The following is a 23,856-nucleotide window of genomic DNA, read 5'->3' on the forward strand; positions in this document are numbered from 1 at the left end:
ATGAGCGAAACTCAAACTACCGAAAAACGTCAACGTACCCTGATCGGTCAAGTTGTCAGCAACAAGATGGACAAAACTGTCGTCGTTCTGGTTGAACGCCGCGTTAAACATCCTTTGTATGGCAAGATCATCGTGCGCTCCAATAAGTACAAAGCGCATGACGAGACCAACCAGTGCAACGAAGGCGATACCGTTGAGATTACCGAAGGTCGTCCTATCAGCCGCAGCAAGTCCTGGACTGTTGTGCGTTTGATCGAAGCAGCCCGCGTGATCTAAACGCTTGCTCAGATGCCAGGCTCCGGTCTGGCTCTGGTAAGTCAAAAAACCCCGATCTGTTTACAGATTGGGGTTTTTTTATGCCCGGCTGTTTGCCGACGAGTGCTGGAAGATCAGGATGACCGTATGGTGTGCGTGGTGCTGGCATGAAGGCTGGAACTAGCGTGTGTTTTTGAGTGCCCGTGGGATTCACTCCTGCCTGGGCAGCAGGGCATCTTGCACAGGACATTGACTCGACCCTCTGGTTCGAGCCATTTACCCGCGTGGATGATTGGGCTGAAAACAGAGGCTAGTTGCCGCCGTAAGTCGTACTCGAGACTTAGCCACGTGGTTCCTGTTTGCGCCATTGTGCCGGGCTGACACCGACACTGCGCCTGAACGCAGCGCTAAAGGCTGCTGCAGAGCTGTAGCCGATACGTTCGGCAATCTGCTCCATGGTCAGCCCTTGCTCCAACTGGCGTTTGGCCAACTGCATGCGTAGCTGCAACAGAACCTGGGCCGGTGCCATCCCGCAGAGCAGGGTAAAGCGTCGGTGAAAGGCCGCGCGTGACATATTCAGGTAGGCGGCCATATCGTCCACCGACCAGGCTTTGGCAGGCTCACGCAGTAGTTGCTCGATCAAGCCACCAAACGCAGGATCGCTAGCCAGATGAATCAAGCCGGCAGGCAGGGCTCCGTGGGCGGGTGCCTGCCCGATTTGCTGACGCAAGGTATAGAACAACAACAGCTCCACCAGCTTCTCCAGCAGGCTGGAATTAGCTTGTGGCTGACGTCGCATCTCGGCCTGAATCAAGTCCAGCAAGGGACGCCCCGAATCCGCATCCGCCTGCGAACCATCAATCAGCAAGACATCCGGCACCGTTGCCAGTAGCAACTCGCTCAAACCACGGCCTAGATCCAGGAAGCCACAGAGCAAGCCCGTGCTCTGTGGCACTTGTGGCTCCAGATTCTGCATGGCTTGCCGCTGTATGGCCACATTCCAGTTCGGCGGCGTGGGTGAAGAGCTTAGGCGATGGGGCACATCACGCAAGAAGAACACCGCATCACCCGCCTGCAAGGCCAAGGCTTCCTGATGCTGAATATGTAGCCAGCACGGCCCATGCAAGACCACATGAAAGCCTGCCCGTTGATGTCCGTGCAAGCTGCTTTCCCATTGATTGCAGTATTGCCCCAGGTGAAACAGGCTGGCGGAGATCTCCAGCCCGGACAAGAGCAGATCCTCCACAGGGTGTCCGGTGTCTTTGGAATCAACGGCGCAATGGCTGTCAGGAAAGGCAGAGTGGCTCATGCAGAAAATATGCTTATTTCTTTTCGTGGATATTTTTAATATGAATACCGCTATGTTCGCACATGGAGATAAGGCGTCAGGCAATCGACAATGAAACCTTCTCGGATTAACTAAGGAATTGTCGCCATCATGACCCGCTTAACCTTGCATACTGTGGACTCCGCACCAGAGGTGGTCAAACCAGCCCTTGAAAAAGCGGTACGTGGTAGCGGCTTTTTGTCCAATCTGCTGGCTATTTTGGCCAATGCGCCCGTTGCCCTGCAAGCCTATCAGGATATGTCCGCCCTGAACGCCACCGCCAGCCTGTCGCTGGTCGAGCGCGAGGTGGTGCAACTGGTCGCTGGCACCACTCATGGTTGCCGCTTCTGCGTGGCCGGTCACACCGCCATTGCGACCAATAAAGCCAAGCTGGACCCGGAAATCCTGGCTGCCTTGCGTGCGCGTGGCTTTGACCAGATCAACGACGAGCGCCTGCAGGCTCTGGCTTTGTTTAGCCGTGCGGTGATTGATACCCGTGGTCAGGTGTCGGATCAGGCTCTGGCCGATTTCCGCGCAGCCGGTTACGGTGACCAGCAGGCGTTGGAAGTGATTACCGGCATTGGTTTGGCGACGATCTGCAACTTTGCCAATAATCTGGCCCGTACGCCGCTCAATAGCCAGCTGGAGGCCTACGCATGGGAAACGCCCTAAAGCGTGCTGAGCAGCCTGCGCTGGCCTCAGAGCGTCCTGTTTTGTCGCGCGGCTTGGCACAGTGGCTGGAAGAGCATGCCCTGTCACTGGACAGCGATGCGTCCCAGGCACAGGCCTTGCTGCCTCGCCTGGCACAAGACGGTTTGTTGGGTCTGGGCCTGAAAGCAGACTTTTCTGACTTCGGTGATGCCGTTCAATCTATCGTGGAAGTGGCCGAGCATTCGCTGACAGCGGGTTTTGTCCTGTGGAGTCAGCGTACGTTCATTGAATACCTGCGCGACGTTCAGGACCCTGCCATGCGTGAGCGCTATTTGCCGGGTTTGCTGGACGGCAGTATTGCCGGTGCGACGGGCCTGTCCAATGCCATCAAGTTTTTGGGTGGTATTGAAGAGCTGCAAGTGCGTGCCCAGCCCGAACAAGGGCAATGGCAGTTTGAAGGCCGTTTGCCCTGGATTACTAATCTGCGCCCCGATCATTGCCTGGTCGCCATTGTGGCCGCCATGCCCGAGGATCAGGCCGGCATTTGGGTGGCAGAGCTGGGCGATCCAGGATTGGAGCGTTCGGCGGATCTGGATCTGGTCGGACTGCGTGGCAGCAATACCGCAGCCTTGACGTTCAATACCGTGCGTCTGGGACAGGAGCGTTTGCTGCATCCCGATGCGGGTCACTTTGTGCGCTCGGTGCGCCCTCGTTTCATGGCACTGCAATGCGGCATGGCCATGGGGCTGGCATGTCGTTCCTTGAAGCAAGTGCTGGCGGCGCCACGCTGCCAATGGGTACAGGAACAGCCCGCTCGCCGCTTGCTGGATCGTGTGCAGGAATTGTCGGATGTGCTGGTTGATGCCGTACGTAAACCCGGCTCGGCCACGCCGCCTGATCTGTTCAACGTCCGTATCGAGCTAAGCAGTCTGGCGTCGCAGGCCGTGGCTTTGGAAAGCTCCGCCATTGGTGGGGCCACCTATATGCAAGGCAAGCATCCCCAACTGTTGCGCCGTTATCGGGAAGCCATGCTGGTGCCTTTGATTTCGCCCACTGTGGCGCAACTGAAAGCTGAACTTGGGCAGGATGCTGTATGAGTTCCGCCGCCCCCCTGCATACCGATTCTGAAGAGGCCGGGCTTTTGTCCGCACGGGGGATCAGCCTGGCCTACGGTGGCCAGACTATCTTGCAGAACCTGGACTTGAATGTGGCTGCGGGTGAGATCGTAGCGCTGCTGGGCCCCAGCGGAGTAGGTAAATCCTCCTTGCTGCGGGTACTGGCTGGTTTGCAAGCGCCCACTCAGGGCGAGGTGTCTTTTTTGGGACAGGCCGTACGCGGAGTTCATCCTGCTTTGGCGATGGCGTTTCAAGAAGCCATTCTCTTGCCGTGGCTGAATGTGCAGGCCAATACCGGCTTTGGCCTGGGCTTTGCTCGTCAGCCTTGCGTATCCGCCGCAGAGCGCCGCCAGCGCGTTGAACAGGCGCTGCGTCAGGTCGGTTTATATGAAAGCCGCCACCAGCGTCCCGGTGCCTTGTCGGGCGGGATGGCACAGCGTGTTGCCATTGCGCGTTGTCTGGCTCGACGTCCGCAAGTCTTGTTGATGGATGAGCCTTTTGGTGCGCTGGACGAGGTGACCCGCCGTCAGATGCAAGAGCTGATTCTGTCGATACGCGATCAGACCGGCTGCGCCATTGTGCTGGTCACTCACGATATTGATGAGGCGCTCTTGCTGGCAGACCGTGCCCTGCTTTTAGGGGGCCGTCCTGCCAGTTTGCAGCGGGAATGGAGCTGCCCGGCCCATCCCCGATCTCATCTGGACAACTGGCTTCAGACCATACGCCTGGAAATTGTGGCCAATCTGGAGCAAAGCCTCTCCCAGGCGGTTCACGCCTCTGTTTCGTAAGGTGCTCTTTATGATTGAATCTCCTACGTCTCGTGCCCGTCGCGACTTGCTGAAACTGGCGTCCTTGCTGACGGTAGCGGGAGCCGCGCCCTTGCTAGCTCAAGGCGCTGCCCGTGCACAAAGCGAGTCGAATGCGCCTTTGCGTATCGGCTATTTGCCGATTACTGATGCTACCGCCATGTTGGTGGCACATCACAATGGATACTTTGAACAAGCAGGCATTGCGGTGGAAAAGCCTGTGATGGTGCGCAGCTGGGCGCAACTGGTGGAGGCCTTTATCTCCGGGCAGGTCAATCTGGTGCACTTGCTCTCGCCCATGACGGTGTGGGCACGCTACGGCAGCAAAGTGCCTGCCAAAGTGGTGGCCTGGAATCACATGAGTGGCTCTGCCATCACGGTGGCGCAGAACATCAGCTCGGCCGAACAATTGGGTGGGCAGACGGTGGCCATTCCTTTCTGGTATTCCATTCATAACGTGGTCTTGCAGCATGTGCTCAAAGCACATGGCCTGACGCCGGTCGTGAAAAACGCCGGTGCGCTGGCACCCAATGAGGTCAATCTGGTGGTGATGGCTCCTGCCGATATGCCCCCGGCTTTGGCGTCGGGGCGGATTGCCGGTTTTACTGTGGCTGAACCTTTCAATGCCTTGGCAGAAACCCAGGGAATGGGCCGCATTTTGCGTTTTACCGGCGACGTTTGGCGCGATCACGCCTGTTGCGTGGCCTTCATGCACGAGCAGGATTTGCAGACTCGCCCCCAATGGTCGCAAGGTGTGGTGGAGGGTCTGGTCAAGGCGCAGATCTGGATACGGAGCAACCGTGCCGAGGCGGCTCAAATCTTGTCACGTGAAGGAGGCAACCGTTATACCCCGCACACTCAGGAAAATCTTTTGAAAGTGCTGTCCCCGGACCCGGCTGATCGCGCTCAATACGTGAAGTCTGGTGTGATTCGTCACCCGGACTGGGACGACCAGCGCATTGATTTTCAACCCTATCCCTTCCCCAGCTACACCGAGTCTTTGGTGAAAATGCTGCAAGGGACCTTGATCCAGGGCGAGCGTGGTTTTCTGGAAGGATTGTCTCCTGAACACGTAGCCAGTGATCTGGTGGATGATCGTTTTGTGCGTGCCGCTTTGGAAAAGCAGGGTGGCCTGGCGCAGTTTGGCTTGTCCGAGCAGTACACCCGCAACGAGAGCATTGTTGTATGAGTTTGAGCGCGTCTGCTACTTCTTCCCGTGCGACGCCTGTGACGCAGTCCGAGTCGCGATCGGCTGCGTCTTTGCGACGCCCCAAAATGAATGCCTGGATTGCCAGCACCCTGTGGGGTTTGGGCGGTTTGTTGACGGGAGTCGTGCTGTGGTACTTGGCCACAGTCTGGTCCAGCAGCCCCTTGATGCAACAGTTTGGGCCTGCAGCCGCGTTTCATAGCCTGCTGGAAATACTGGGCTGGTCGGAGACCTGGATGCACGTCGGTGCTAGCTTGCAGCGTATTTTTGTAGGCTTGGCGATCTCTTTGGGTGTCGGCGTGCCCGCTGGCTTGCTGCTGGGCCTGTCTAATCGGGCTCATGCTGCTTTAACTCCCTTGTTCCAGTTCTTGCGCATGATCTCGCCCCTGTCATGGATGCCCATTGCCGTCATGGCCTTCGGGATTGGGGATGCACCGATTTATTTTCTGCTGGGTGTGGCCGGTGTTTGGCCTGTCTTGCTGAATACGGCTTCGGGAGTACGTCATTTGAATCCGCGCTGGCTGATGCTGGGTCGCAGTCTGGCAGCCACCAAGTTGGAAACGCTTTTGTATTTGATTCTGCCCGGCATTGTTGGCTCGGTGCTGACAGGTAGCCGACTGGCGATTGGTGTCTTATGGATTGTGCTGGTGCCTTGTGAAATGCTGGGCGTATCAGCCGGTTTGGGTTACCTGATTCTGGATACGCGTGATCGCATGGCGTATTCCGAATTGATGGCCGTAATTGTCCTGATTGGTCTGATTGGCTATCTGCTGGATAGTGCTTTGCGAGCCTTGTTTGCGGCTTTTGGACAGCGTTAAAAACATACGCTTGCCCTTCGACCTCATGGAGGGTGAGGCAGTTGACTGCTCAGTGCTTTCAAGAAGTGCAGGGTAGGAAAATGACCACGGAACCTGCCGTTTCACACTTTTGCTGCATCGCTCGTTAACGGTGGTGTGCGTGTCTGGCGGCTGTTGCAGAAGCACCGGAATACCGAATAGAAAGGCCCTCAACAAGACATGTTGAGGGCCTTTTCATGTTCATCTTGGTGCAGCTATTACTCTAGGGACGGCGGGTTCAGGCAGCGACTAGCGTACTATCCGCATCCTGTTCAATCGCGGCACGTGGACTGAGCTGATCAATCAACTCGCCATACCAGGACAAAGTCGTGCCCAAGGTGGCGACCTGGCCAATTACCAAAATGCAGGGACTGGCAAACTGATGCTGCTGTGCATCCTGGGCAATATTTTCCAGTGTGGACAGCAAGGTGCGTTGTTCAGGGCGTGAGCCATTTTCAATCAAGGCGCAGGGCGTAGTGGCACTACGGCCACGCTGCACCAGCTCATGGCTAAAGCCCAGGATTTGCTGCAAACCCATGTACACAGCCACTGTCTGGCTGGTATCGAGCAGCGGGTTCCAATCGTCGATACCGTGACCGCTTTTGCGGTGTGCTGTCACGAACTGCACGGACTGGGCGTGATCGCGGTGTGTCAGGGGAATGCCGCTGTAAGCCGCGCATGCGATGGCAGCCGTAATACCGGGTACTACTTCAAACGCGATACCGTGCTTAGCCAGATATTCCAGCTCTTCACCGCCGCGACCAAAAATAAAGCCATCGCCGCCTTTCAGGCGCACTACGGTTTGGCCGGCACGAGCGTGTTCAATCATCAGCTGATGAATGCGGTTCTGGGTTTGATGATGGTCTTCGCCCAGTTGTTTGCCGACAAAAATGCGGTGAGCATCACGACGGGCCAGTTCCATCACCTGATCGGATACCAGCCTATCGTACAGAATTACATCGGCACGATTCAGTGCGCGCAAGGCGTGCAGCGTCAGCAGACCAGGATCTCCAGGACCGGCTCCCACCAGAATCACACGGCCTTGTGTGGCACGGGGCGATTCAGGCTGTTGCAGTGCGCTTTCCAGGCTAAGGCGTGCCTGTTCATTCTGGTGGCTGCGTAGTGCTGCACCCACCGGGCCATCCAGCAGCCAGTCGTAGAAACGGCGGCGCGCACCCAGCTCGGGGCGGGCGCGTCGAATGGCACTGCGGTACTCCTGTGCCAGACGGCTGATCGCACCCAGGCTGTGGTCCAACATGGTTTCCAATTGCTCCCGTACTCGCCGTGCCAACATGGGGGCTGATCCCGCTGAGGAAATCGCAATAATCAGCGGTGAGCGATCCACAATGGCAGGTACCTGAAAACTGGATAATTCGGGGTCGTCCACCACATTGACCAGAATGCGCGCTTCTTGTGCGTCCTGGGCAATCACCTGGTTTACGTCTCGCTTGTCAGTGGCGGCAATAATCAGCCAGGCCCCTTGCAGATGTGGGGCCTGATAGCGCTCCCGAATCAGGGTGATGCGCCCTTGTTTGGCCAGCTCTTGCAGACTGTCCACTACATAGGGGGCGACCAGTGTCACCTGGGCACCGGCAGCCAGAACCAGACGTACTTTGCGTTCGGCGATTTCTCCACCGCCGATCACCAGTACGGCGCGCTGCTTCAAGTTGGCGAATAAAGGAAAAAGGTTCATATCAGGCCGGTTGTAAAACCAAAGGAATCAAGCGGCTTGAAGGCTCGGCAACGACGCCAGCGCGAACCAGGAAATCACCAAAATGTTCGCCTTCCAGACGCTCGGCCGCAAAGCGGCCAAACAGCTCGTCCAGAATGCTCAGAATCTCAGGTTCATCAATATTCTGGCGGTAGATGACGTTCAGGCGTTCGCCGCTGAAGTTCGCCCCCAAACGCAAGTCATAGCGACCCAGGGCACGGCCCACCAGAGCGATTTCACCCAGGTAAGGACGGGCGCAGCCGTTGGGGCAGCCGGAAATACGCAGCACAATGCGTTCGTCACGCAGTTGATACTTGTCCAGCAAGGTTTCCAGCTTGGGCAGCAGGATGGGGGCGTAGCGTTCGCTCTCGGCCATGGCCAGACCGCAAGTTGGCAGAGAAACACAGGCAATCGTGCTGCTGCGTATGCCGCTTTGTGTCTGGTACACATCCAGCTTGTGATCGGCGACCAGCTTGTCGATCTTGGCCTTATCTTCTTCAGGCACATCGGCAATGATCAGGTTCTGGTTGCAGGTCAGGCGGAACTGCCCTTGGTGAATCTTGGCAATTTCACGCATACCCGTCAGCCAGGGACCGACTTCGGTATCCATGATGCGGCCCGAATCGATACGCAGGCTCAGGTGCCAGCGGCCATTGCTGCCTTGGGTCCAGCCGAAGCGGTCGCCATTGTGGTCAAAGTGATAGGGGCGCGAAGGCTCCAGCGTTTGGCCACTGCGGTTTTGCACTTCTTCCAGGAACCAGTCCACACCCAACTTATCCACGGTGTATTTCAGGCGGGCATGACGGCGTTCGTCGCGGTTGCCGTGGTCGCGTTGCGTGGTGATAACGGCTTCGCAAACGGCCAGCAGTTGCTCGGGGCGCACAAAGCCGATCACACTGCCCAGTCGCGGGTAGGTGGTGTCGTCGCCATGAGTGGCACCCATGCCGCCGCCAATGGCGACGTTAAAGCCCAGCAACTGGTTGTTTTCAATAATCGCGATCAGGCCGATGTCCTGCGCAAATACGTCCACATCATTTAAGGGAGGCACGGCAATACCGATCTTGAATTTGCGGGGTAGGTACGTTTTGCCGTAAATCGGTTCAAAGTCTTCGCCATCAATGGCGTCTTCGACTTTTTTGCCGTCCAGCCAGATCTCGGCATAGGCGCGGGTTTTGGGCAAGAAGGTTTCGGAAATCTTGTCAGCCCACTCTTGAACCAGACCGTGCTGCTCGGACAGCAAGGGATTGGTGGCGCTGACCACCTGACGGTTCACGTCGCCGCAGGTAGCCAATGTCGTGGACATGGCCTTGTTGATGGCTTGCAGGGTGGGTTTTAAAAAGGGCTTGCGCACGCCGTGCCATTGAAAGGTCTGACGGGTGGTGATGCGCAGGCCAAACTGGGCCCAGTCACAGGCGATCTGGTCAAAGGCCAACCACTGGGCGGGCGTGACCACACCACCGGGCAAGCGGGCGCGAATCATGAAGCTGAACGCCGGTTCCAGCTTTTGTTTGCGACGCTCTTCGCGTTGGTCGCGGTCGTCTTGCTGATAGCTGCCGTGAAACTTCAGCAGCTTGTTGTCGTCTTCGCTGATGGCGCCGGTAATGGGGTCGGCCAGACCCTCGGTGATGCCCCCGCGCAGATAGCGGCTATCAATTTTGACTTGCTCGATAGCGGCGATTTTCTTAGTTGTCATGTTCTTGCTTCTCAGTAAACGTCGCGGGCGTAGCGGCCCTGCGCCGAGAGTTCTTCCAACCAGCGTCGTGCCTGGTCTGCGTCCAATCCACCTTCCTGGCGGGCGATTTCCTGCAGGGTCTGGTGTACGTCCTTGGCCATTTGATTGGCATCACCGCATACATAAATGTGGGCGCCGCCCTGAATCCAGGCGTAAACATCGGCTGCTTTTTCCAGCAAGCGGTGTTGTACGTAAACCTTGTTTTCCTGATCGCGCGAGAAGGCCAGATCCAGGTGTTGCAACTGGCCGTCCTGCAAGGCGCGTTGCCATTCGGTCTGGTAGAGGAAGTCGGAGTGAAAGTGTGGGTTGCCAAAGAACAGCCAGTTGCGACCTTCGCCACCCTGAACGCTGCGCTCTTGTACAAAGGCACGGAAGGGGGCCACGCCGGTGCCGGGACCAATCATGATCACGTCACGGTTGGTGTCTTCAGGCAGGCGGAAACGTGTGTTGGGGTCGATAAACACCGGCACGGTATCGCCTTCGTTCAGGCGGGCCAGATAGTCGGAAGCCACGCCCCAACGATCTTGTTCATTGAACTGGTAGTGGACATTAGCCACGGTCAGATGCACTTCTTCATCTACCTCGGACTGGCTGGAGGCGATGGAGTACATGCGGGGTGCCAGGGGGCGCAAGGCTTGCACAAGCTCGGCAGCGCTCCAGGTGGCCGGGAAGCGTTCTAGTACGTCCAGCACTTGATGGGTCTTTAGCAGCTCTTGCAAGGTGCTCAAACCATCCGGGCCTACAGCGGTTTGCAGCACGGCATCGTTGTTGCGCTTGGCCAGTTCCACCAGGAAAGGCTTGGTCAGTTGTGTCAGCTCACGGTAGTGGCTAAGCCACGCTTGCAGCGTATGCGACTTGTCCTGAATGGTGACGGTCTCTTGTGGGTCCAGTTTCAAAGTCTGAATGACCGCTTCGACCAGCTTGGCATTTTGAGTAGGCCAAACACCGAGTGCATCACCGGGCTGATACTTCAGGCCACTGCCTTCCAGCGACAACTCGTAGTGATAGATATTGCGGGTGCTATCACGGCCCGTAATGCTTTGGCTTTGCAGTACGGTGGCCTGAAAGGGATTGTCGCGAGTGAAGGTGCTGCGAGCCTGGGTTTCCAGCACTGTAACGTTGCTGGACTGGGCGGCAGGAACTGTTGCCGCAGCGTGAGCCTGGTGATCCGTTTCCAGAAAACCGAAGGCCTTGTCCTGCCAGGGGGCGGCAACGGTATCAATATCCAGATCGGCCAGGCCTGCGTCCAGAATGCGTTCCGCCCCCAGAGCCAGCAGACGTTGATCAATCTTTTCCGCGATCCCACAGAACAGGGGGTAGCTGGAATCACCCAAGCCCAACACACCGAATTTCAGCTCGGGCAGTTTGGGAGCACGGGCACCGGACAGGAATTCGAAGAACGCGATGGAGTCGTCTGGCGGATCGCCTTCACCCTGGGTGCTGATAATGACGTACAGCAGACGCTCTTCTTTCAGCTCGCGCGTGGGGTAACGGTCGGCGCGCAGCAGGCGCACGGGGATACCGGCGGCTTCGCAGCGTTGGGCAAAGGCTTCGGCGACGCGTTGGGCATTGCCTGTCTGACTGCCAAACACAATGGTGGCAGGTCGTTGGGCGGGCGCAGCGGCGGCGGGCACCAAAGACAGTTCAGGGGAAACAGGCGCTTGAGCGGGAAGGCCGGTGTGGCGTACTTGAGCGACACCGGCGAGATAGCCGGATAGCCAGTTCAGGGAAAGCGGATCGAGCTCGTCGGTAATGTGGGCAATCGCGGTGCGATTGGCCTCCGAGAGGCGGGACAGGGCGTGCATTCTGACACTCGCTTATATCAATAGTTTGCCCCATTCTAAAGAGCGGTATCAGGGCGACGAACGATCCGATTCTTATTTGTTTATGAATACGTCGGTTAATGAAAAAGGGGCATAAGCCCCTTTCATCCTGGTCTAAGCGTGTGCACCAGACGTGCTACGGACGCAGCTCCCGACGCAGGATTTTGCCCACATTGGTACGCGGCAAATCGTCGCGGAATTCGACACTGCGTGGGGCCTTGTAGCCGGTCAGGTTCTTGCGGCAAAAGGCGATCACGTCTTGTTCTGTCAGGTCAGGATTACGGCTGATGACATACAGTTTGACGACTTCACCTGCTTTTTCATCGGGAACACCGACGGCAGCGGCCTCGACGATATCCGGATGCTGGGCGGCCACGGCTTCGACTTCATTGGGATAGACGTTAAAGCCCGAGACCAAAATCATGTCCTTTTTGCGATCCAGCAGGAAGACATAGCCTTGCTCGTCCATATAGCCGATATCGCCCGTGCGTAAAAAGCCATCGCGATCAAAAACCTTGGCGGTTTCATCGGGGCGCTGCCAGTAACCCGGGGTGACTTGCGGACCACGAATGCACAACTCGCCCGTCTCGCCCAGGGGCAAGTCGTTCTGGTCTTCGTCGCGTATGCGTATGTCGGTCGATGGAATGGGCAGACCAATGGAGCCGGTGAACTCTTGTTTATCCAGCGGATTGATGGTGGCGGCGGGGGAGGTCTCAGTCAGACCATACGCCTGGGCCAAAGGTTTGCCTGTGGCCTCCAGCCAGCGCTGGGCGACCACTTCCTGCACCGCCATGCCGCCGCCCAGTGTAAAGCGCAGGGAGGAGAAATCCAGCTTACGGAATTCGGCATTGTTCAGCATGGCATTGAACAAGGTGTTCACCCCGGTAATGGCGGTAAACCGTATTTTGGACATGTCCTTGATCATGGCCGGAATGTCGCGAGCATTGATGATCAGCAGGTTTTCTGCGCCCAGGCGCAGGAATACCAGCAGGTTCGCGGTGAAGGCGAAGATATGGTAGAGCGGCAAAGCAGTGACAATGCAGTCGATCTGGCCTTCTTTCAGATTGGGGCGAATCCAGGCCAGAGCCTGGCTCAGGTTTGAGACCAGATTGCCGTGGGTCAGGATGGCCCCTTTGGCCACGCCCGTGGTGCCCCCCGTGTATTGCAGGCAGGCAATGTCATCGTGGGTCAGTGTGACGGGAGCAGGTGCGCGGCCGCGCCCTTGTGCCAGCACTGTCTTGAACGAGACGGAGTTAGGCAAGGACCAGGCAGGCACGCCTTTTTTAATGTGGCGCACCACCTGATTGACCAGCCAGCCTTTGAAGCCACCCAGGCAATCGCCCACGCTGGTCACAATGATTCGCTTGATAGGTGTTTCGTGTAAAACCTCTTGCAGCACGTGGGCAAAATTTTCCGCAATGATGATGGTTTCAGCACCGCTGTCTTGCAACTGGTGACGCAGCTCACGGGCGGTATACAGCGGGTTGGTGTTGATGATGGTGGCCCCACTGCGCAACACCCCATACAGGCTGATGGGGTATTGCAGCATATTGGGCATCATCAAGGCGATGCGGTCGCCTTTTTTCACGCCTTGGCTTTGCAGCCAACTGGCCAGGGCTAAGGCATTGGCCGACAGTTCGCGGTAGCTCATGCGTTTACCCATACTGATGTAGGCCGTGCGCTGTGCGAACTCGGTGCAACTTTGTTCAAATACATCCAGCAAGGACGAGTACTGCTGGGCCTGATCTTCGATAGTGGCAGGAATACCGGCGGGGTAGTTCTGCAGCCAGACTTTATCCATGAAGCGCTCCAGGGCGAGTAGGTTCAAGACAATCCCAGCAGGGCCTTTTTGAGCGATTCTTGGGCAGGTTTTTTGCCTAACCAGATTTTCAACAAAGCAGGGGGCAGATTAGGGTGGGAGAGCTGACCTAAAACCTTGTCGTTAAACAGAATCGTGACCTGGGGGGTATTCATGTCCAGCACGATGATGTCGCCTTCTTTGGCTTGGCCAACTTGCCGCATCAAGTCTTCAAATTGCTTGATAACGGGGGCCAATTCCTGTTTTTCTGGATCTGTCAGGTTGCTGTGAATGCCGTCTTTCAGGGCATCGATCAGGGTTTGGGCGTCCAGGTCGCGTTTAAGAACCATCCGTACTTGATGCGGGCCGGGAGCCTGGATGATGGTGTCGGCATCCTGGGAAGGAGACGCGGTATATAGGGCGGCAACGTACACATTAAAAACAACTTTCTTACGCAGGCCTGCCCCATTCAGTTTCAGGCTTTGCTGCTGGACGGTGACCATGTCTGGTACGGTGACATTTGCAACAGTAGCCGCCTGAGCGGCGGTTAGCCCTAGGGACAGACTTAAAATCAGGGCGGCACAGCGGGGGGTGAACATGAAGCGATCCTCCGACAAATTAGCGTGATTGTGATTTCTGCTGGTAGAAGTGGGCGTCGGCAATATAGATGGTGCGTTCCACCGTGGTGTAGATCTGGCCTTCAGGGTCCTGGATCTGCACGGTAAATGTGGCTTCAGCCTCGTGGTATTGGTCTAGCTGTCCTCGTATGGCGTCCAGTTCGTCTGGATTGATTTGAAAGTTGGCATACAGTGTCTGGTAGCCTGGACGGCGATACTGAATCTCTGCATTCTTGTCCCAGACAATGACATGACGTTGCAAGCCAGCCAGAAGCATCGTGGCGTGCACGCCGTCGGTGATGGCAAACAGGGAACCACCAAATAAAGAACCATTGATGTTGCGAGTGCGTCGACGCAATGGCAGGCGTACGACGATGTGTTGCAAGTTCGCTGAAACTTTGTGGACCCGCCCGCCGGTTGCCCGGAAGGCGGGGTGCCAGTTAAAGCCCAGCTGCAAAAAGCGGGCACGCCATGCGGGGGGCAGGCGTGCGAGCAGCTCCATGCGGCGACTGCGGGCCATAATGCATCCTTAGAAGCGATAGCTGAACTGCACGCCCAGAATGTCACCACTGTTTTTGTAGGTACCGCGTGTCAAACCACGAGCGCCGACATCGGTGTTGTTATTCATATCGGTGTTTTTCAGGAACAAGTGGGTGTAGCCGATGTCCCACGTGGCGTTTTTGCTGGGACGGTATTGGGCACCCAGGGAAACCCAGTAACGGTCGCTGTCAGGCAGGGCGGTTGGACGGTAGTTCTTGTCGCGTACGGGCGATTGGTCCCACGCTACACCACCCTTGAACGTCCATTGTTCGTTGTAGTGGTAGTTGGCACCGAAGGCGACACGCCAAGCGTCTTTGAACTTCAGCTCCAGGCCGGAATCTTTGGCGCCGGGGCCGCTGTTTTCAATGGTCAGGCGTGGAATGCTGCTCCAGCCTGTCCAGGACACGTCGGCCAGCAGTTGCCAGCGCGAGTTCAAGTCGTGTACCAAGCTGACAATGGCGGTGTCAGGTAGCTTGATGGTGGCTTCGGCATCCCAGTTGATGTTGGGAGCGGGAATGCCGGCAGGGATGTTGCGATTGCGCAATTTGGTATCGCCGTCAGCCGTGACCTTGATTTGCGAGCGATAGGAGACGCCCAGTCGAGTGCTGGGGGTAATTTGATAGAGCAAACCAGCGTTCCAACCCCAAGCATCGCCTTTCATCTTGACGCGGGTGCTCATGTCCAGTGGGCCCAGTGCGGGATGGTAACCAACGGGTGTTGCCAGACGATAGTCTGCGTCGATGTGCAGCCAGTTCACACCCACACCGAAGGACAGCTGATCGTTGACCTTGTAGGCTACCGACGGGTTGACGTTGATGGTTTCAATGGCGAACTTTTCGGAGTGGTAACGACCAACCCAGCCTTCGTCGTATTCAGTCGTCAGACCAAACGGGACGCCAATACCCAAACCCACCCACCATTTGGGCGAGAGCTGGTGGGAGAGATAAATATTGGGAACAGCGGCGACTTTACCGGCGTCACCACCCGAACCGCCGGTGGCGGGACGGCTGGCGCCACCCGTCAGGGCCAGGGGGTCGGTACTGCCTTTATCGGTGAACTTGAACGTAGGTTTGATCGCGTTAAAACCTGCCGAGAAGTTCGTCTCGGGCAACAAGGTCATGCCAGCCGGGTTGAAGTAGATCGTGCTGGCATTGTCACCAATGGCGGCCGAGCCCGCGTAGGCATTACCCAGGCCGCTCGCATTCTGTTCTAGCAAGTTAAAACCAGCCGCTTGGGCTTGACCCATTCCCATGCTCATTCCCAGAGGAATCAGCAAGGCGGGGATGGTACGCAAAGCTACAACCGTCTTTTTCATGTCTCTTCTCCAAGGTATAGGTGCGACGTCTGACAGAGGCTTGGGACAGGTTTTAAAACACCTGTTTGTTTTCTATGGTGCATGACCTAGGCCAATCGGCGTATAGGTGTTTGTGCCAATTCGAACTAATTGCGTTGTTTTTGTGTTGCTTTGTAGTGCAGAGGACCTCCCCTGAATGGGGCAAAGCCGGTACCGAAAATGACACCTGCATCGGCCAGATCGTCGTCCTCCACAACACCAATGCGAACCTGGTGTTCGGTCTGTTCGACCAGCGGTTTGATCAAGCGGTCTGCCAGACCGTTTGGAACCGTTCCCGCAGGAGATTTCTGTGCTTTACCCTCTTTCCAGGTATAAAAACCTTGGCCGGTTTTTCGACCCAGTTCCTGACGGTCCAAATGGGTTTTCAGGCAAGCGGGCATGGCCGCCTGCTGGCTAAGTTGGGCACCGGCATCACGGGCAATATCCAGGCCTACGGTGTCGGCCAACTCAAGCGGGCCCATCGGCATGCCGAACTGCAACATAGCTTTGTCCACGGTGGCCGGATCCAGCCCTTCGTCCACGCAGCGCATGGCTTCCAACATATAGGGAGCCAGGACGGCATTAACCAGAAAACCAGGGCTGTCTTTAACGGGCAAGGGCAGTTTGCCAATCTGATTCACAAAGGCATAGGCGGCGCTGCGTACGTCCGGAGCCAGCAGTTCACTTTCCACCACTTCAACCAATGGCATACGAGATACCGGGTTAAAGAAGTGAATCCCTACCAGCCGTTCCGGATTGATCAGATTCAGGCTGAGCTCGGACAGGGGCAGGCTGGAGGTATTGCTTGCCAGCACAGCACCGGGTTTTAGCAGGGGCTCAATGCGGGTGTACAGGCTGCGCTTGGCATCAGCGTTCTCAAAGATCGCTTCCAGAACCAGATCTGCAGAAGGGATGCCGTGGCCGTCTGGGTCTGGAATCAAGCGATCCAGGGCGGCCTGTACCAGCCTGCGGTCTTTGAGACGACGCTGGAACAGCTTGGCAGCACGGCCTTGAGCCTGGGCGATGCGTTTGCGGTCCTGGTCTTGCAAGGTCACACGTATGCCTTTCAGTGCACATACGGCCGCAATATCGCCTCCCATGACGCCTGCACCGACTACATGGATATGGCTGATCTCTTGAGTCGATGAATGTTTGCCTATGCTTTTTAGTCGTTCTTGCAGATGGAAGACACGCAGCAGATTAGCGGCGGTGTTGGAACGGGTAATTTGCTCGATCAGCTCGGGAGCCTTCAAGGCATTGCCGTTGTGCTTCTCCCAGATTTCCAAAATGGCACGTGGGGCCTGATAGTGCTGATAGGGATCGCGCTTTTCTAGCTGCTTGCGTACTTGGCCCGCCACCAGGGGGCGTAACAGCTTGCTGTTCATCAGGCGTGGCAGACCTTTGGCACGACGTGGTTTTTTGCCACTCAGTACTTGTTTGACGGCGGCTTGCTTGGCCAGACGCACGGGAACGCAGGCATCGACCATGCCCAGGCGAGCAGCCTTGCGGGCATCTACGCTCTTGCCACTGAGCATCAAGTCCATGGCAGCGGCAGGGCCTATATATTCAGGCAGGCGCAACATGCCACCCCAGCCGGGGAAAATACCCAACATCACTTCGGGCAGAGCCAGCCGTGTGTCGTCTTGATCCACGGTCAGGCAATAGCGGCAGGCCAGGGCCAGTTCCAGCCCACCGCCCAGGCAGTGCCCTTGTACCAGGGCCAGCGTGGGGTAGCTTTGCTTGGCCAGCTTGTTGAAAACGGTCCAGCCGCGTGTGACCAGTGCCAGCCCTTTTTCCGGGTTGTTGCCGTGTTCGGAGAACTCATCGATATCGGCACCGGCAATAAAACCGGCCGCTTTGCCGGAGTAAATAATCAGTGCTTTAGGAGGATGGCTGTTCAGGTAGTCCAGCGTCTGATTCAGTTCCTGCAGGACGGCTGCCGAGAGCCGGTTGACCGAGCTGCCCACGCAATCGATTTTCAGCCAGGCAATGTGCTGATCGTCCGTGTACAGCGTGAAGTTTTGCAAATCCAAGGTAGCGACGGGCATCATGATTCAGTTCCTTGCAGCGATTCGATCAGCATGGCGCCGCCTTGACCGCCGCCAATACAAATAGCGGCCATGCCCAGACGCAAGTTGCGACGACGCAGGGCATTCAAGCAATGCAGCACAATTCGGGCACCGGAGGCACCCACCGGATGACCAATTGCAATAGCGCCACCGTCTACATTGAGCTTGTCCATATCCAGCAGTCCCAACGCATCACGGCCCAGGTGTTGTTGGCACCACTGCTGATCGTCCCATGCAGCACGACATGCCAGTACCTGTGCTGCAAAAGCCTCGTTGATTTCCCACAAGTCCGGGCCATTTAGGGCCAGGCGGTTGCGCTCCAAAATAGGCGTCGCAGCAAAAACAGGGCCCAGGCCCATGGTGGCCGGGTCCAGCCCAGCCCATTGCGCATCCACAATGCGGCCAATGGGTTTGAGCTGATGTTCTTTGACGGCTGCTTCACTGGCCAGAATCAACAAGGCCGCACCGTCAGTTACCTGAGAGCTGTTACCGGCTGTGATATTGCCCCAGGGCGGGTCAAAGACCGGGCGCAGCTTGGCTAGTTTTTCGGGCGTGGAGTCTTCGCGCACGCCATCATCTTGCGGGTAGTTATTGCCGCGCGTGTCGCTCAACGGCACGATTTCTTCAAACGCGTTTTCTTGTTGTGCGCGTAGCGTCAGACGATGGCTGCGGGCTGCAAACTCGTCCATATCCTGACGGGTAATACCAAATTCATGCGCCAGATTTTCAGCGGTCTGGCCCATGGACAACCCAACCACGGGGTCGGTCAGCCCTTTGAGCAGGCCGATGACAGGTTTCAAGTAGGACAGACGCAAACTGCGTAGGGCTTTCAGGCGGGCGCCGACACTACGGGCTTTGCCCCAGGTGGCTAGCCAGTGCACCATGTCATCGCTGAACAAGATGGGGGCATGGGACAGCGCATCAACGCCACCGGCCAGCACCAGATCCGAACGGCCAGTTTGAATGGCCTGTACGCCAGAATCCAGAGCCTGCATGCCCGAGGCGCAGTTTCGCATGACCGTCCAGCCGGGCACTTTGTGACCTGTGCCCAGACGCAGACCCAGAATCCGGCCGATATTGGTTTCATCGGGCGAGGGGGCGGCGCAACCCAGAATGACCTCGCTGAGTTGCGGGGCCTCAAAGGGTTGGCGCAGCAGCAACTCGCGTCCAGTTTGCACGGCCAGATCTCCAGCGGAGAAAGGGCCGGGCGCATTACGCGCTTTCAGAAACGGGCTGCGTGCGCCGTCAATAATATAGACCGGTTGAAAACTCATACTTGGCTCCCACTGGCGGCTTCAGCGGCAGGATTTTCCCGACGCAGATCGAAGGGGAAATCATCCACGGCAATAACGCGGTCGCGCACGATATCGCGGGCCTGGATTTGTTCATATTCCTGGGCGGTGATGCCACCGGCCTGGAAGACGGCTTCGGCCAGATCGCGCACGTTGGCTTTGGGGTTGTCCTGCAATTGACCACTTTTCTCGAACTGACGGATTTTGGCGTCAATATCACGAGTGTTCAGCGTCGCCAGCAAGGCGGCTTCAATCGCACCGACGGGTTCCATATCGTCGTCAGGCAAGTAAGTGTCGTAGGTCAGGCGATCACGAGTGGCACCGGGTTTGGTCAACAGTTTGGCAACGGTGTGATCCAGTTTGTCATCGGGACCCAGACGGCGCTGGCCCAGAGGGAAGACCAGGAAGCGCAGCACGGCCGCCAAAGGACGGTTCGGGAAGTTTTCCAGCACCTTGTCCAGGGCGTGTTGAGCGCGCATCAGGGCGTCTTGAGCCGCCCAGTGAGCCAAAGGAGCATCTTCTTGTTGACGACCTTCGTCCTGATAGCGTTTGAGTACGGCACTTAGCATGTACAGCTCGGACAGCACATCCCCCAGACGCGAGGACAGACGCTCACGCATTTTCAGGGATCCTCCCAGCACCAGCATGGACGCGTCGGCCAGCAAGGAGAAGGCGGCGCTGTAACGGCTGGCCTGGCTGTAGTAGGTGTGCATGGCCTTGGCGGTGCCGGTAGGGCCACTTAGCAAGCGCCAGCCACCCAGGCCCAGCCAGAAGGAACGGCCCGTGTTAGCCAGGGTGTAGCGAATGTGTGCCCAAAATGCCTGATCAAACTTACGCAAACCGGCTTCACGATCAGGATCCAGCGCGGCTGTCATTTCTTCCAGAATGAAAGGATGGCAACGGATCGCGCCTTGACCAAAGATGATCAGGCTACGCGTCAGAATATTGGCGCCTTCCACTGTAATACCGACGGGGATCTGTTGATAAGCCCGGCCCAGAAAGTTGGAGGGGCCAAGACAAATACCTTTACCGCCAATCACGTCCATACCGTCGTTCACCACAATACGACCACGTTCGGTGACGTGATATTTGACGATGGCCGAGACCACGGAAGGTTTCTCGCCCAGGTCCACGGCAGCAGCCGTCATGGTGCGGGCGGCATCCATGGCATAGGTATGGCCAGCAATGCGAGCCAGTGCTTCTTCCACACCTTCAAACTTGCTGATGGCGCTGCGGAACTGGGTACGCACAGCGGAGTAACCACCCACGGCGCGGCTGGTCAGTTTGGCCATGCCGGTAAAGGAGGAGGGTAGGGAGATGGAGCGGCCGGCAGCCAGACATTCCATCAACATGCGCCAGCCTTGGCCAGCCATGTCGGGACCACCAATAATGAATTTCAGCGGCATGAACACGTCTTTGCCACGGGTGGGGCCGTTCATGAACATGGCATTCAAGGGGAAGTGACGGCGACCGGTATCGACACCAGGGTGGTCGCTAGGGACCAGGGCGCAGGTAATGCCAATGTCTTTTTCGCCACCCAGCAAACCGTCCGGGTCATAGAGGCGGAAGGCCAGACCCAGCAAGGTGCACACCGGAGCCAGCGTGATATAGCGCTTGTCCCAGGTGACGCGCATACCCAGCACTTCCTGACCTTCCCATTCGCCTTTGCAAACAATACCTACGTCAGGAATGGAGGCGGCATCGGAACCGGCCCAAGGGCTAGTCAGTGCGAAAGCGGGAATGTCACGGCCATCGGCCAGACGGGGCAGGTAGTGTTGCTTTTGTTCGTCGGTGCCGTAGTGCAGCAGCAGTTCAGCCGGGCCTAGCGAGTTGGGCACCATCACCGATACGGACAAAGCCGAGTTGCGGGTGGAGAGCTTTGCCACGACTGCCGAGTGCGCTTGCGCCGAAAAACCGCGACCGCCGTATTCCTTGGGAATAATCAGGCTGAAGAAGCGGTTTTCTTTCAGGTAATTCCAGACCTCGGCAGGCATGTCGAAGTCTTCCTGGCTGACTTGCCAGTCGTCAATCATGGCGCAAGCCACATTGACTTCATTGTCCATGAACTGGCGCTCTTCATCGGTCAGCCGGTAGGCTGGATAAGAGCTCAGGGTATTCCAGTTGGGTTTGCCGCGAAACAGTTCACTTTCCCACCAGACCGTACCCGCTTCCAGCGCATCGCGCTCGGTTTGGGACATGGCAGGCAAAACACTGGAAAAAGCGCGGTAGATTGGGCGGCTTATCCACTTGGTGCGTAGATTCCGGTTTTTGAGAACGTAGACGCAGCCAAGCACTAGCACTATCAATAGCAAGGTCACAAACATGGCAACTCCGGACTAGCTAAGAAAAGAAAAAAATGCCCCCACGCTGCGCCTTTGGCTTGCTGCCCCCCAAGGGGGAGCTTTTTGCCTTGGGGCGGCCCGGCGGTAAAAAATACCCCCACGCTGCACCTTCGACTTGCTGCCCCTAAAAGAGGGGCGTGGTTCACCTTGGTGTAGCTTGGTGGTCAGGACCGTTCAGCTCAGGTGCTGGCGGGTAAAGGCGCTCGTAATCCACCCAGCAGGAAACTCATCAGACGCTGTTGCAGTTGTTGCTCACTTTCGGGGCTGTCGCTAAGGGGTAATTGCAAGGCCCGACGTAGTGATTGGGTGCCCATCAAGGCGTAAGAGGTGGCACCCAGCATGAAATGAAATCGCCAGATGATTTCTTCTTCGGGCACGGTGGGCAGGGCTTCGTGCAAAGCCTGCTTGAAAGGCAGGAAGATGGCGACTTGCTCGTCCCAACAAATGGATTGGATGAAGTCTTGCGGTGCCGGGCGGTCTTGCCCGGGCAAAGGAATAAACGAGCGTGGTGTGCCATTGCCAGAACCCGCCAAGCGGATTAGTGGCCCAAAAAAGGCATCTACTACCTGTGATGCTTTCAACGGACCCTCACCGGCTTGTTGGCGATAAAAAGCCAGCTTTTCCAGGCGTTCTTGATTGATACTGTTCAAGCGGCGCTGAAATACGGCCTGTGTCAGTCCGTCTTTACTGCCAAAGTGGTAATTAACAGCCGACAGGTTTACCTTGGCCTGCGCCGTAATCTGGCGCATGGAGGTATTTTCGTGACCATACAGCGCGAACAGATGTTCGGCTGCATCGAGAATGGCGGACTGTGTCCTATCAGAGCGTTTCACCGTTATTTCCTAATTTCAAACGAGTGTTTGAATAATGTAGCGGGAATAGGCGGTTAGTACAGTAGGGGTTCACCCTAGCCCTGCAAAGCAGGGCCAGGAGCCAGCTTTAGATTTGAGTCACAAATTTGGTGACTAAATATCCGTCAAAGGTTTCCGCACCGCCTTCGCTGCCAATACCACTGTCCTTGACGCCACCAAACGGCGTTTCGGGCAGGGAACTGCCAAAGTGGTTGATATTGACCATACCGGATTCCAGCTCGGTGCCCAGTCGATGTGCGTCTTGCAAGGATTGCGTAAAGGCATAGGCCGACAAACCAAAAGGCAGGCTGTTGGCACGGGCGATGGCATCGTCCAGGTCGCTGTAGCGAGTCAGGGGGGCGATAGGGCCGAAAGGCTCCTCGGTCATGACCAGCGCATCGTCTGGCAAATCCGTCAGTACAGTGGGCGAGAAAAAGAAACCGTCGCGCTTGATCTGCTCACCACCCAACAGCACTTTGCCGCCCAGAGAGCGGGCATTGTCGACAAACTTTTGCATCATGGGGATGCGGCGCTCGTGAGCCAAGGGGCCCATTTGCGTATCCGGGTCCAGTCCATCACCCACTTTGACATTGGCCAGCTCTTGGGTGAAGCGATCCACAAACGCGGTGTAAATATCGTCGTGGATGTAAAAGCGCGTGGGCGAAATGCAAACCTGTCCCGCGTTACGGATCTTGAAACGAGCCAATTGACGGGCGGCGCGGGCTACATCGGCATCGGGCAGGACCAGCACGGGAGAATGACCGCCCAATTCCATGGTGATGCGTTTCATATGAGCGCCGGCTAGCGCAGCCAGTTGTTTGCCTACTGGTACAGAGCCGGTAAAGGAGACTTTGCGCACGATGGGCGAACGGATCAGGTAGTCCGAGACCTCGTGTGGCACACCCCACACAATATTCAGCACGCCTGGCGGCAGACCGGCGTCGTGGAAGGCTTGAGCAATGGCCATGACTGCGCTGGGGGAGTCCTCGGGGCCTTTGAGAATGATCGTGCAACCTGCACCAATTGCCGCGCAGATTTTACGAATGGCTTGGTTATAGGGGAAGTTCCATGGCGTAAAGGCGGCGCAAACCCCAATGGGTTCGCGCAAGACCAGTTGTTGCACTTTGGGGTTGCGTGCGGGAATAACGCGACCATAGATGCGACGGCATTCTTCGGCGTGCCAGTCTGCATGATCGGCGCAGGACATGATTTCACCCACGGCCTCGGCCAGCGGTTTGCCTTGGTCCAGCGTCAGGTTACGGCCAATTTCCTGGGCGCGTTCGCGGGATAGTTCCGCCACCTTGCGCAAGATCGCGCTGCGATCCATGGGCGAGCTATGACGCCAGCTTTGGAACGCGGCTTGAGCGGCATGCAGAGCCGCATCCAGATCTGCCTGGGATGCCAGGGGCAGTTGGCCCAAGGTACTGCCATCGGCTGGGTTGATGACGGCTTGGGTCTGACGACCTTGCCCGTCCAGGAATTGGCCATTGATATAGAGGGCCAGATGTTGATACATGTGCTTTTCTCCAGAGTAGACTGTGCAGATCGAAT

Annotated in this window: 19 protein-coding genes; 6 read left to right on the plus strand and 13 right to left on the minus strand. The window is 57.1% G+C overall.

The window, feature by feature from the left end; translation table 11 throughout:
• On the plus strand, positions 1-276 hold the full coding sequence (rpsQ, locus tag AC6I6N_RS14515) for a 30S ribosomal protein S17 (RefSeq protein WP_094198175.1): 276 nt from the start codon (positions 1-3) through the stop codon (positions 274-276).
• 319 nt (positions 277-595) lie between these two features.
• Here the strand turns inward: rpsQ and AC6I6N_RS14520 are convergent, their stop codons facing one another.
• On the minus strand, positions 596-1,564 hold the full coding sequence (locus tag AC6I6N_RS14520; RefSeq protein WP_264672236.1) for an AraC family transcriptional regulator: 969 nt from the start codon (positions 1,562-1,564) through the stop codon (positions 596-598).
• A 129-nt stretch (positions 1,565-1,693) separates the two neighbouring features.
• Here AC6I6N_RS14520 and AC6I6N_RS14525 point away from each other — a divergent pair, with 129 nt between their 5' ends.
• From AC6I6N_RS14525 to AC6I6N_RS14545, 5 genes are all read left to right on the plus strand, one after another.
• On the plus strand, positions 1,694-2,254 hold the full coding sequence (locus AC6I6N_RS14525) for a carboxymuconolactone decarboxylase family protein (protein WP_094198173.1): 561 nt from the start codon (positions 1,694-1,696) through the stop codon (positions 2,252-2,254).
• Entirely contained in the window at positions 2,239-3,330 is a 1,092-nt protein-coding gene (locus AC6I6N_RS14530; protein ID WP_321265471.1) for an acyl-CoA dehydrogenase family protein, read from the plus strand. The genes AC6I6N_RS14525 and AC6I6N_RS14530 overlap by 16 nt, the downstream gene beginning before the upstream one ends.
• The gene (locus AC6I6N_RS14535; protein WP_230019560.1) at positions 3,327-4,136 is read left to right on the plus strand and encodes an ABC transporter ATP-binding protein; all 810 of its coding nucleotides are present in this window, start codon (positions 3,327-3,329) and stop codon (positions 4,134-4,136) included. Before AC6I6N_RS14530 ends, AC6I6N_RS14535 begins: the two co-directional genes overlap by 4 nt.
• Before the next feature lie 10 nt (positions 4,137-4,146).
• Positions 4,147-5,343 (plus strand): ABC transporter substrate-binding protein, encoded by a 1,197-nt coding sequence (locus tag AC6I6N_RS14540; RefSeq protein ID WP_321265475.1) that lies wholly within the window; start codon positions 4,147-4,149, stop codon positions 5,341-5,343.
• 86 nt (positions 5,344-5,429) lie between these two features.
• Complete coding sequence (locus AC6I6N_RS14545) at positions 5,430-6,179, plus strand: ABC transporter permease (RefSeq protein WP_321265493.1); 750 nt, start codon at positions 5,430-5,432, stop codon at positions 6,177-6,179.
• 256 nt (positions 6,180-6,435) lie between these two features.
• Here the strand turns inward: AC6I6N_RS14545 and cysG are convergent, their stop codons facing one another.
• From cysG to AC6I6N_RS14605, 12 genes are all read right to left on the minus strand, one after another.
• The gene (cysG, locus tag AC6I6N_RS14550) at positions 6,436-7,890 is read right to left on the minus strand and encodes a siroheme synthase CysG (protein WP_321265477.1); all 1,455 of its coding nucleotides are present in this window, start codon (positions 7,888-7,890) and stop codon (positions 6,436-6,438) included.
• Between the two features lies 1 nt (position 7,891).
• Positions 7,892-9,601 (minus strand): assimilatory sulfite reductase (NADPH) hemoprotein subunit, encoded by a 1,710-nt coding sequence (cysI, locus tag AC6I6N_RS14555; protein ID WP_108728309.1) that lies wholly within the window; start codon positions 9,599-9,601, stop codon positions 7,892-7,894.
• A gap of 11 nt (positions 9,602-9,612) precedes the next feature.
• On the minus strand, positions 9,613-11,445 hold the full coding sequence (locus AC6I6N_RS14560; protein ID WP_346549141.1) for an assimilatory sulfite reductase (NADPH) flavoprotein subunit: 1,833 nt from the start codon (positions 11,443-11,445) through the stop codon (positions 9,613-9,615).
• A gap of 154 nt (positions 11,446-11,599) precedes the next feature.
• Positions 11,600-13,264 (minus strand): AMP-binding protein, encoded by a 1,665-nt coding sequence (locus AC6I6N_RS14565; protein ID WP_108728311.1) that lies wholly within the window; start codon positions 13,262-13,264, stop codon positions 11,600-11,602.
• A gap of 23 nt (positions 13,265-13,287) precedes the next feature.
• Positions 13,288-13,860 (minus strand): chalcone isomerase family protein, encoded by a 573-nt coding sequence (locus tag AC6I6N_RS14570; protein ID WP_108728312.1) that lies wholly within the window; start codon positions 13,858-13,860, stop codon positions 13,288-13,290.
• Positions 13,861-13,879: 19 nt separating this feature from the next.
• Complete coding sequence (locus tag AC6I6N_RS14575) at positions 13,880-14,398, minus strand: DUF4442 domain-containing protein (protein WP_094198163.1); 519 nt, start codon at positions 14,396-14,398, stop codon at positions 13,880-13,882.
• A 9-nt stretch (positions 14,399-14,407) separates the two neighbouring features.
• Positions 14,408-15,733, minus strand: a complete 1,326-nt coding sequence (locus tag AC6I6N_RS14580) for an OmpP1/FadL family transporter (protein WP_108728313.1) — start codon at positions 15,731-15,733, stop codon at positions 14,408-14,410.
• Positions 15,734-15,858: 125 nt separating this feature from the next.
• Positions 15,859-17,802 (minus strand): 3-hydroxyacyl-CoA dehydrogenase NAD-binding domain-containing protein, encoded by a 1,944-nt coding sequence (locus AC6I6N_RS14585; RefSeq protein ID WP_094198161.1) that lies wholly within the window; start codon positions 17,800-17,802, stop codon positions 15,859-15,861.
• The gene (locus AC6I6N_RS14590) at positions 17,799-19,094 is read right to left on the minus strand and encodes an acetyl-CoA C-acetyltransferase (protein ID WP_346549140.1); all 1,296 of its coding nucleotides are present in this window, start codon (positions 19,092-19,094) and stop codon (positions 17,799-17,801) included. The genes AC6I6N_RS14585 and AC6I6N_RS14590 overlap by 4 nt, the downstream gene beginning before the upstream one ends.
• Complete coding sequence (locus AC6I6N_RS14595) at positions 19,091-21,436, minus strand: acyl-CoA dehydrogenase (RefSeq protein WP_346549139.1); 2,346 nt, start codon at positions 21,434-21,436, stop codon at positions 19,091-19,093. The genes AC6I6N_RS14590 and AC6I6N_RS14595 overlap by 4 nt, the downstream gene beginning before the upstream one ends.
• Before the next feature lie 197 nt (positions 21,437-21,633).
• Positions 21,634-22,287, minus strand: a complete 654-nt coding sequence (locus tag AC6I6N_RS14600) for a TetR/AcrR family transcriptional regulator (RefSeq protein WP_094198158.1) — start codon at positions 22,285-22,287, stop codon at positions 21,634-21,636.
• Positions 22,288-22,393: 106 nt separating this feature from the next.
• Positions 22,394-23,821, minus strand: a complete 1,428-nt coding sequence (locus AC6I6N_RS14605; RefSeq protein ID WP_094198157.1) for an NAD-dependent succinate-semialdehyde dehydrogenase — start codon at positions 23,819-23,821, stop codon at positions 22,394-22,396.
• Positions 23,822-23,856 lie beyond the last annotated feature (35 nt).

The organism is Alcaligenes sp. LTN-3, assembly GCF_059735605.1.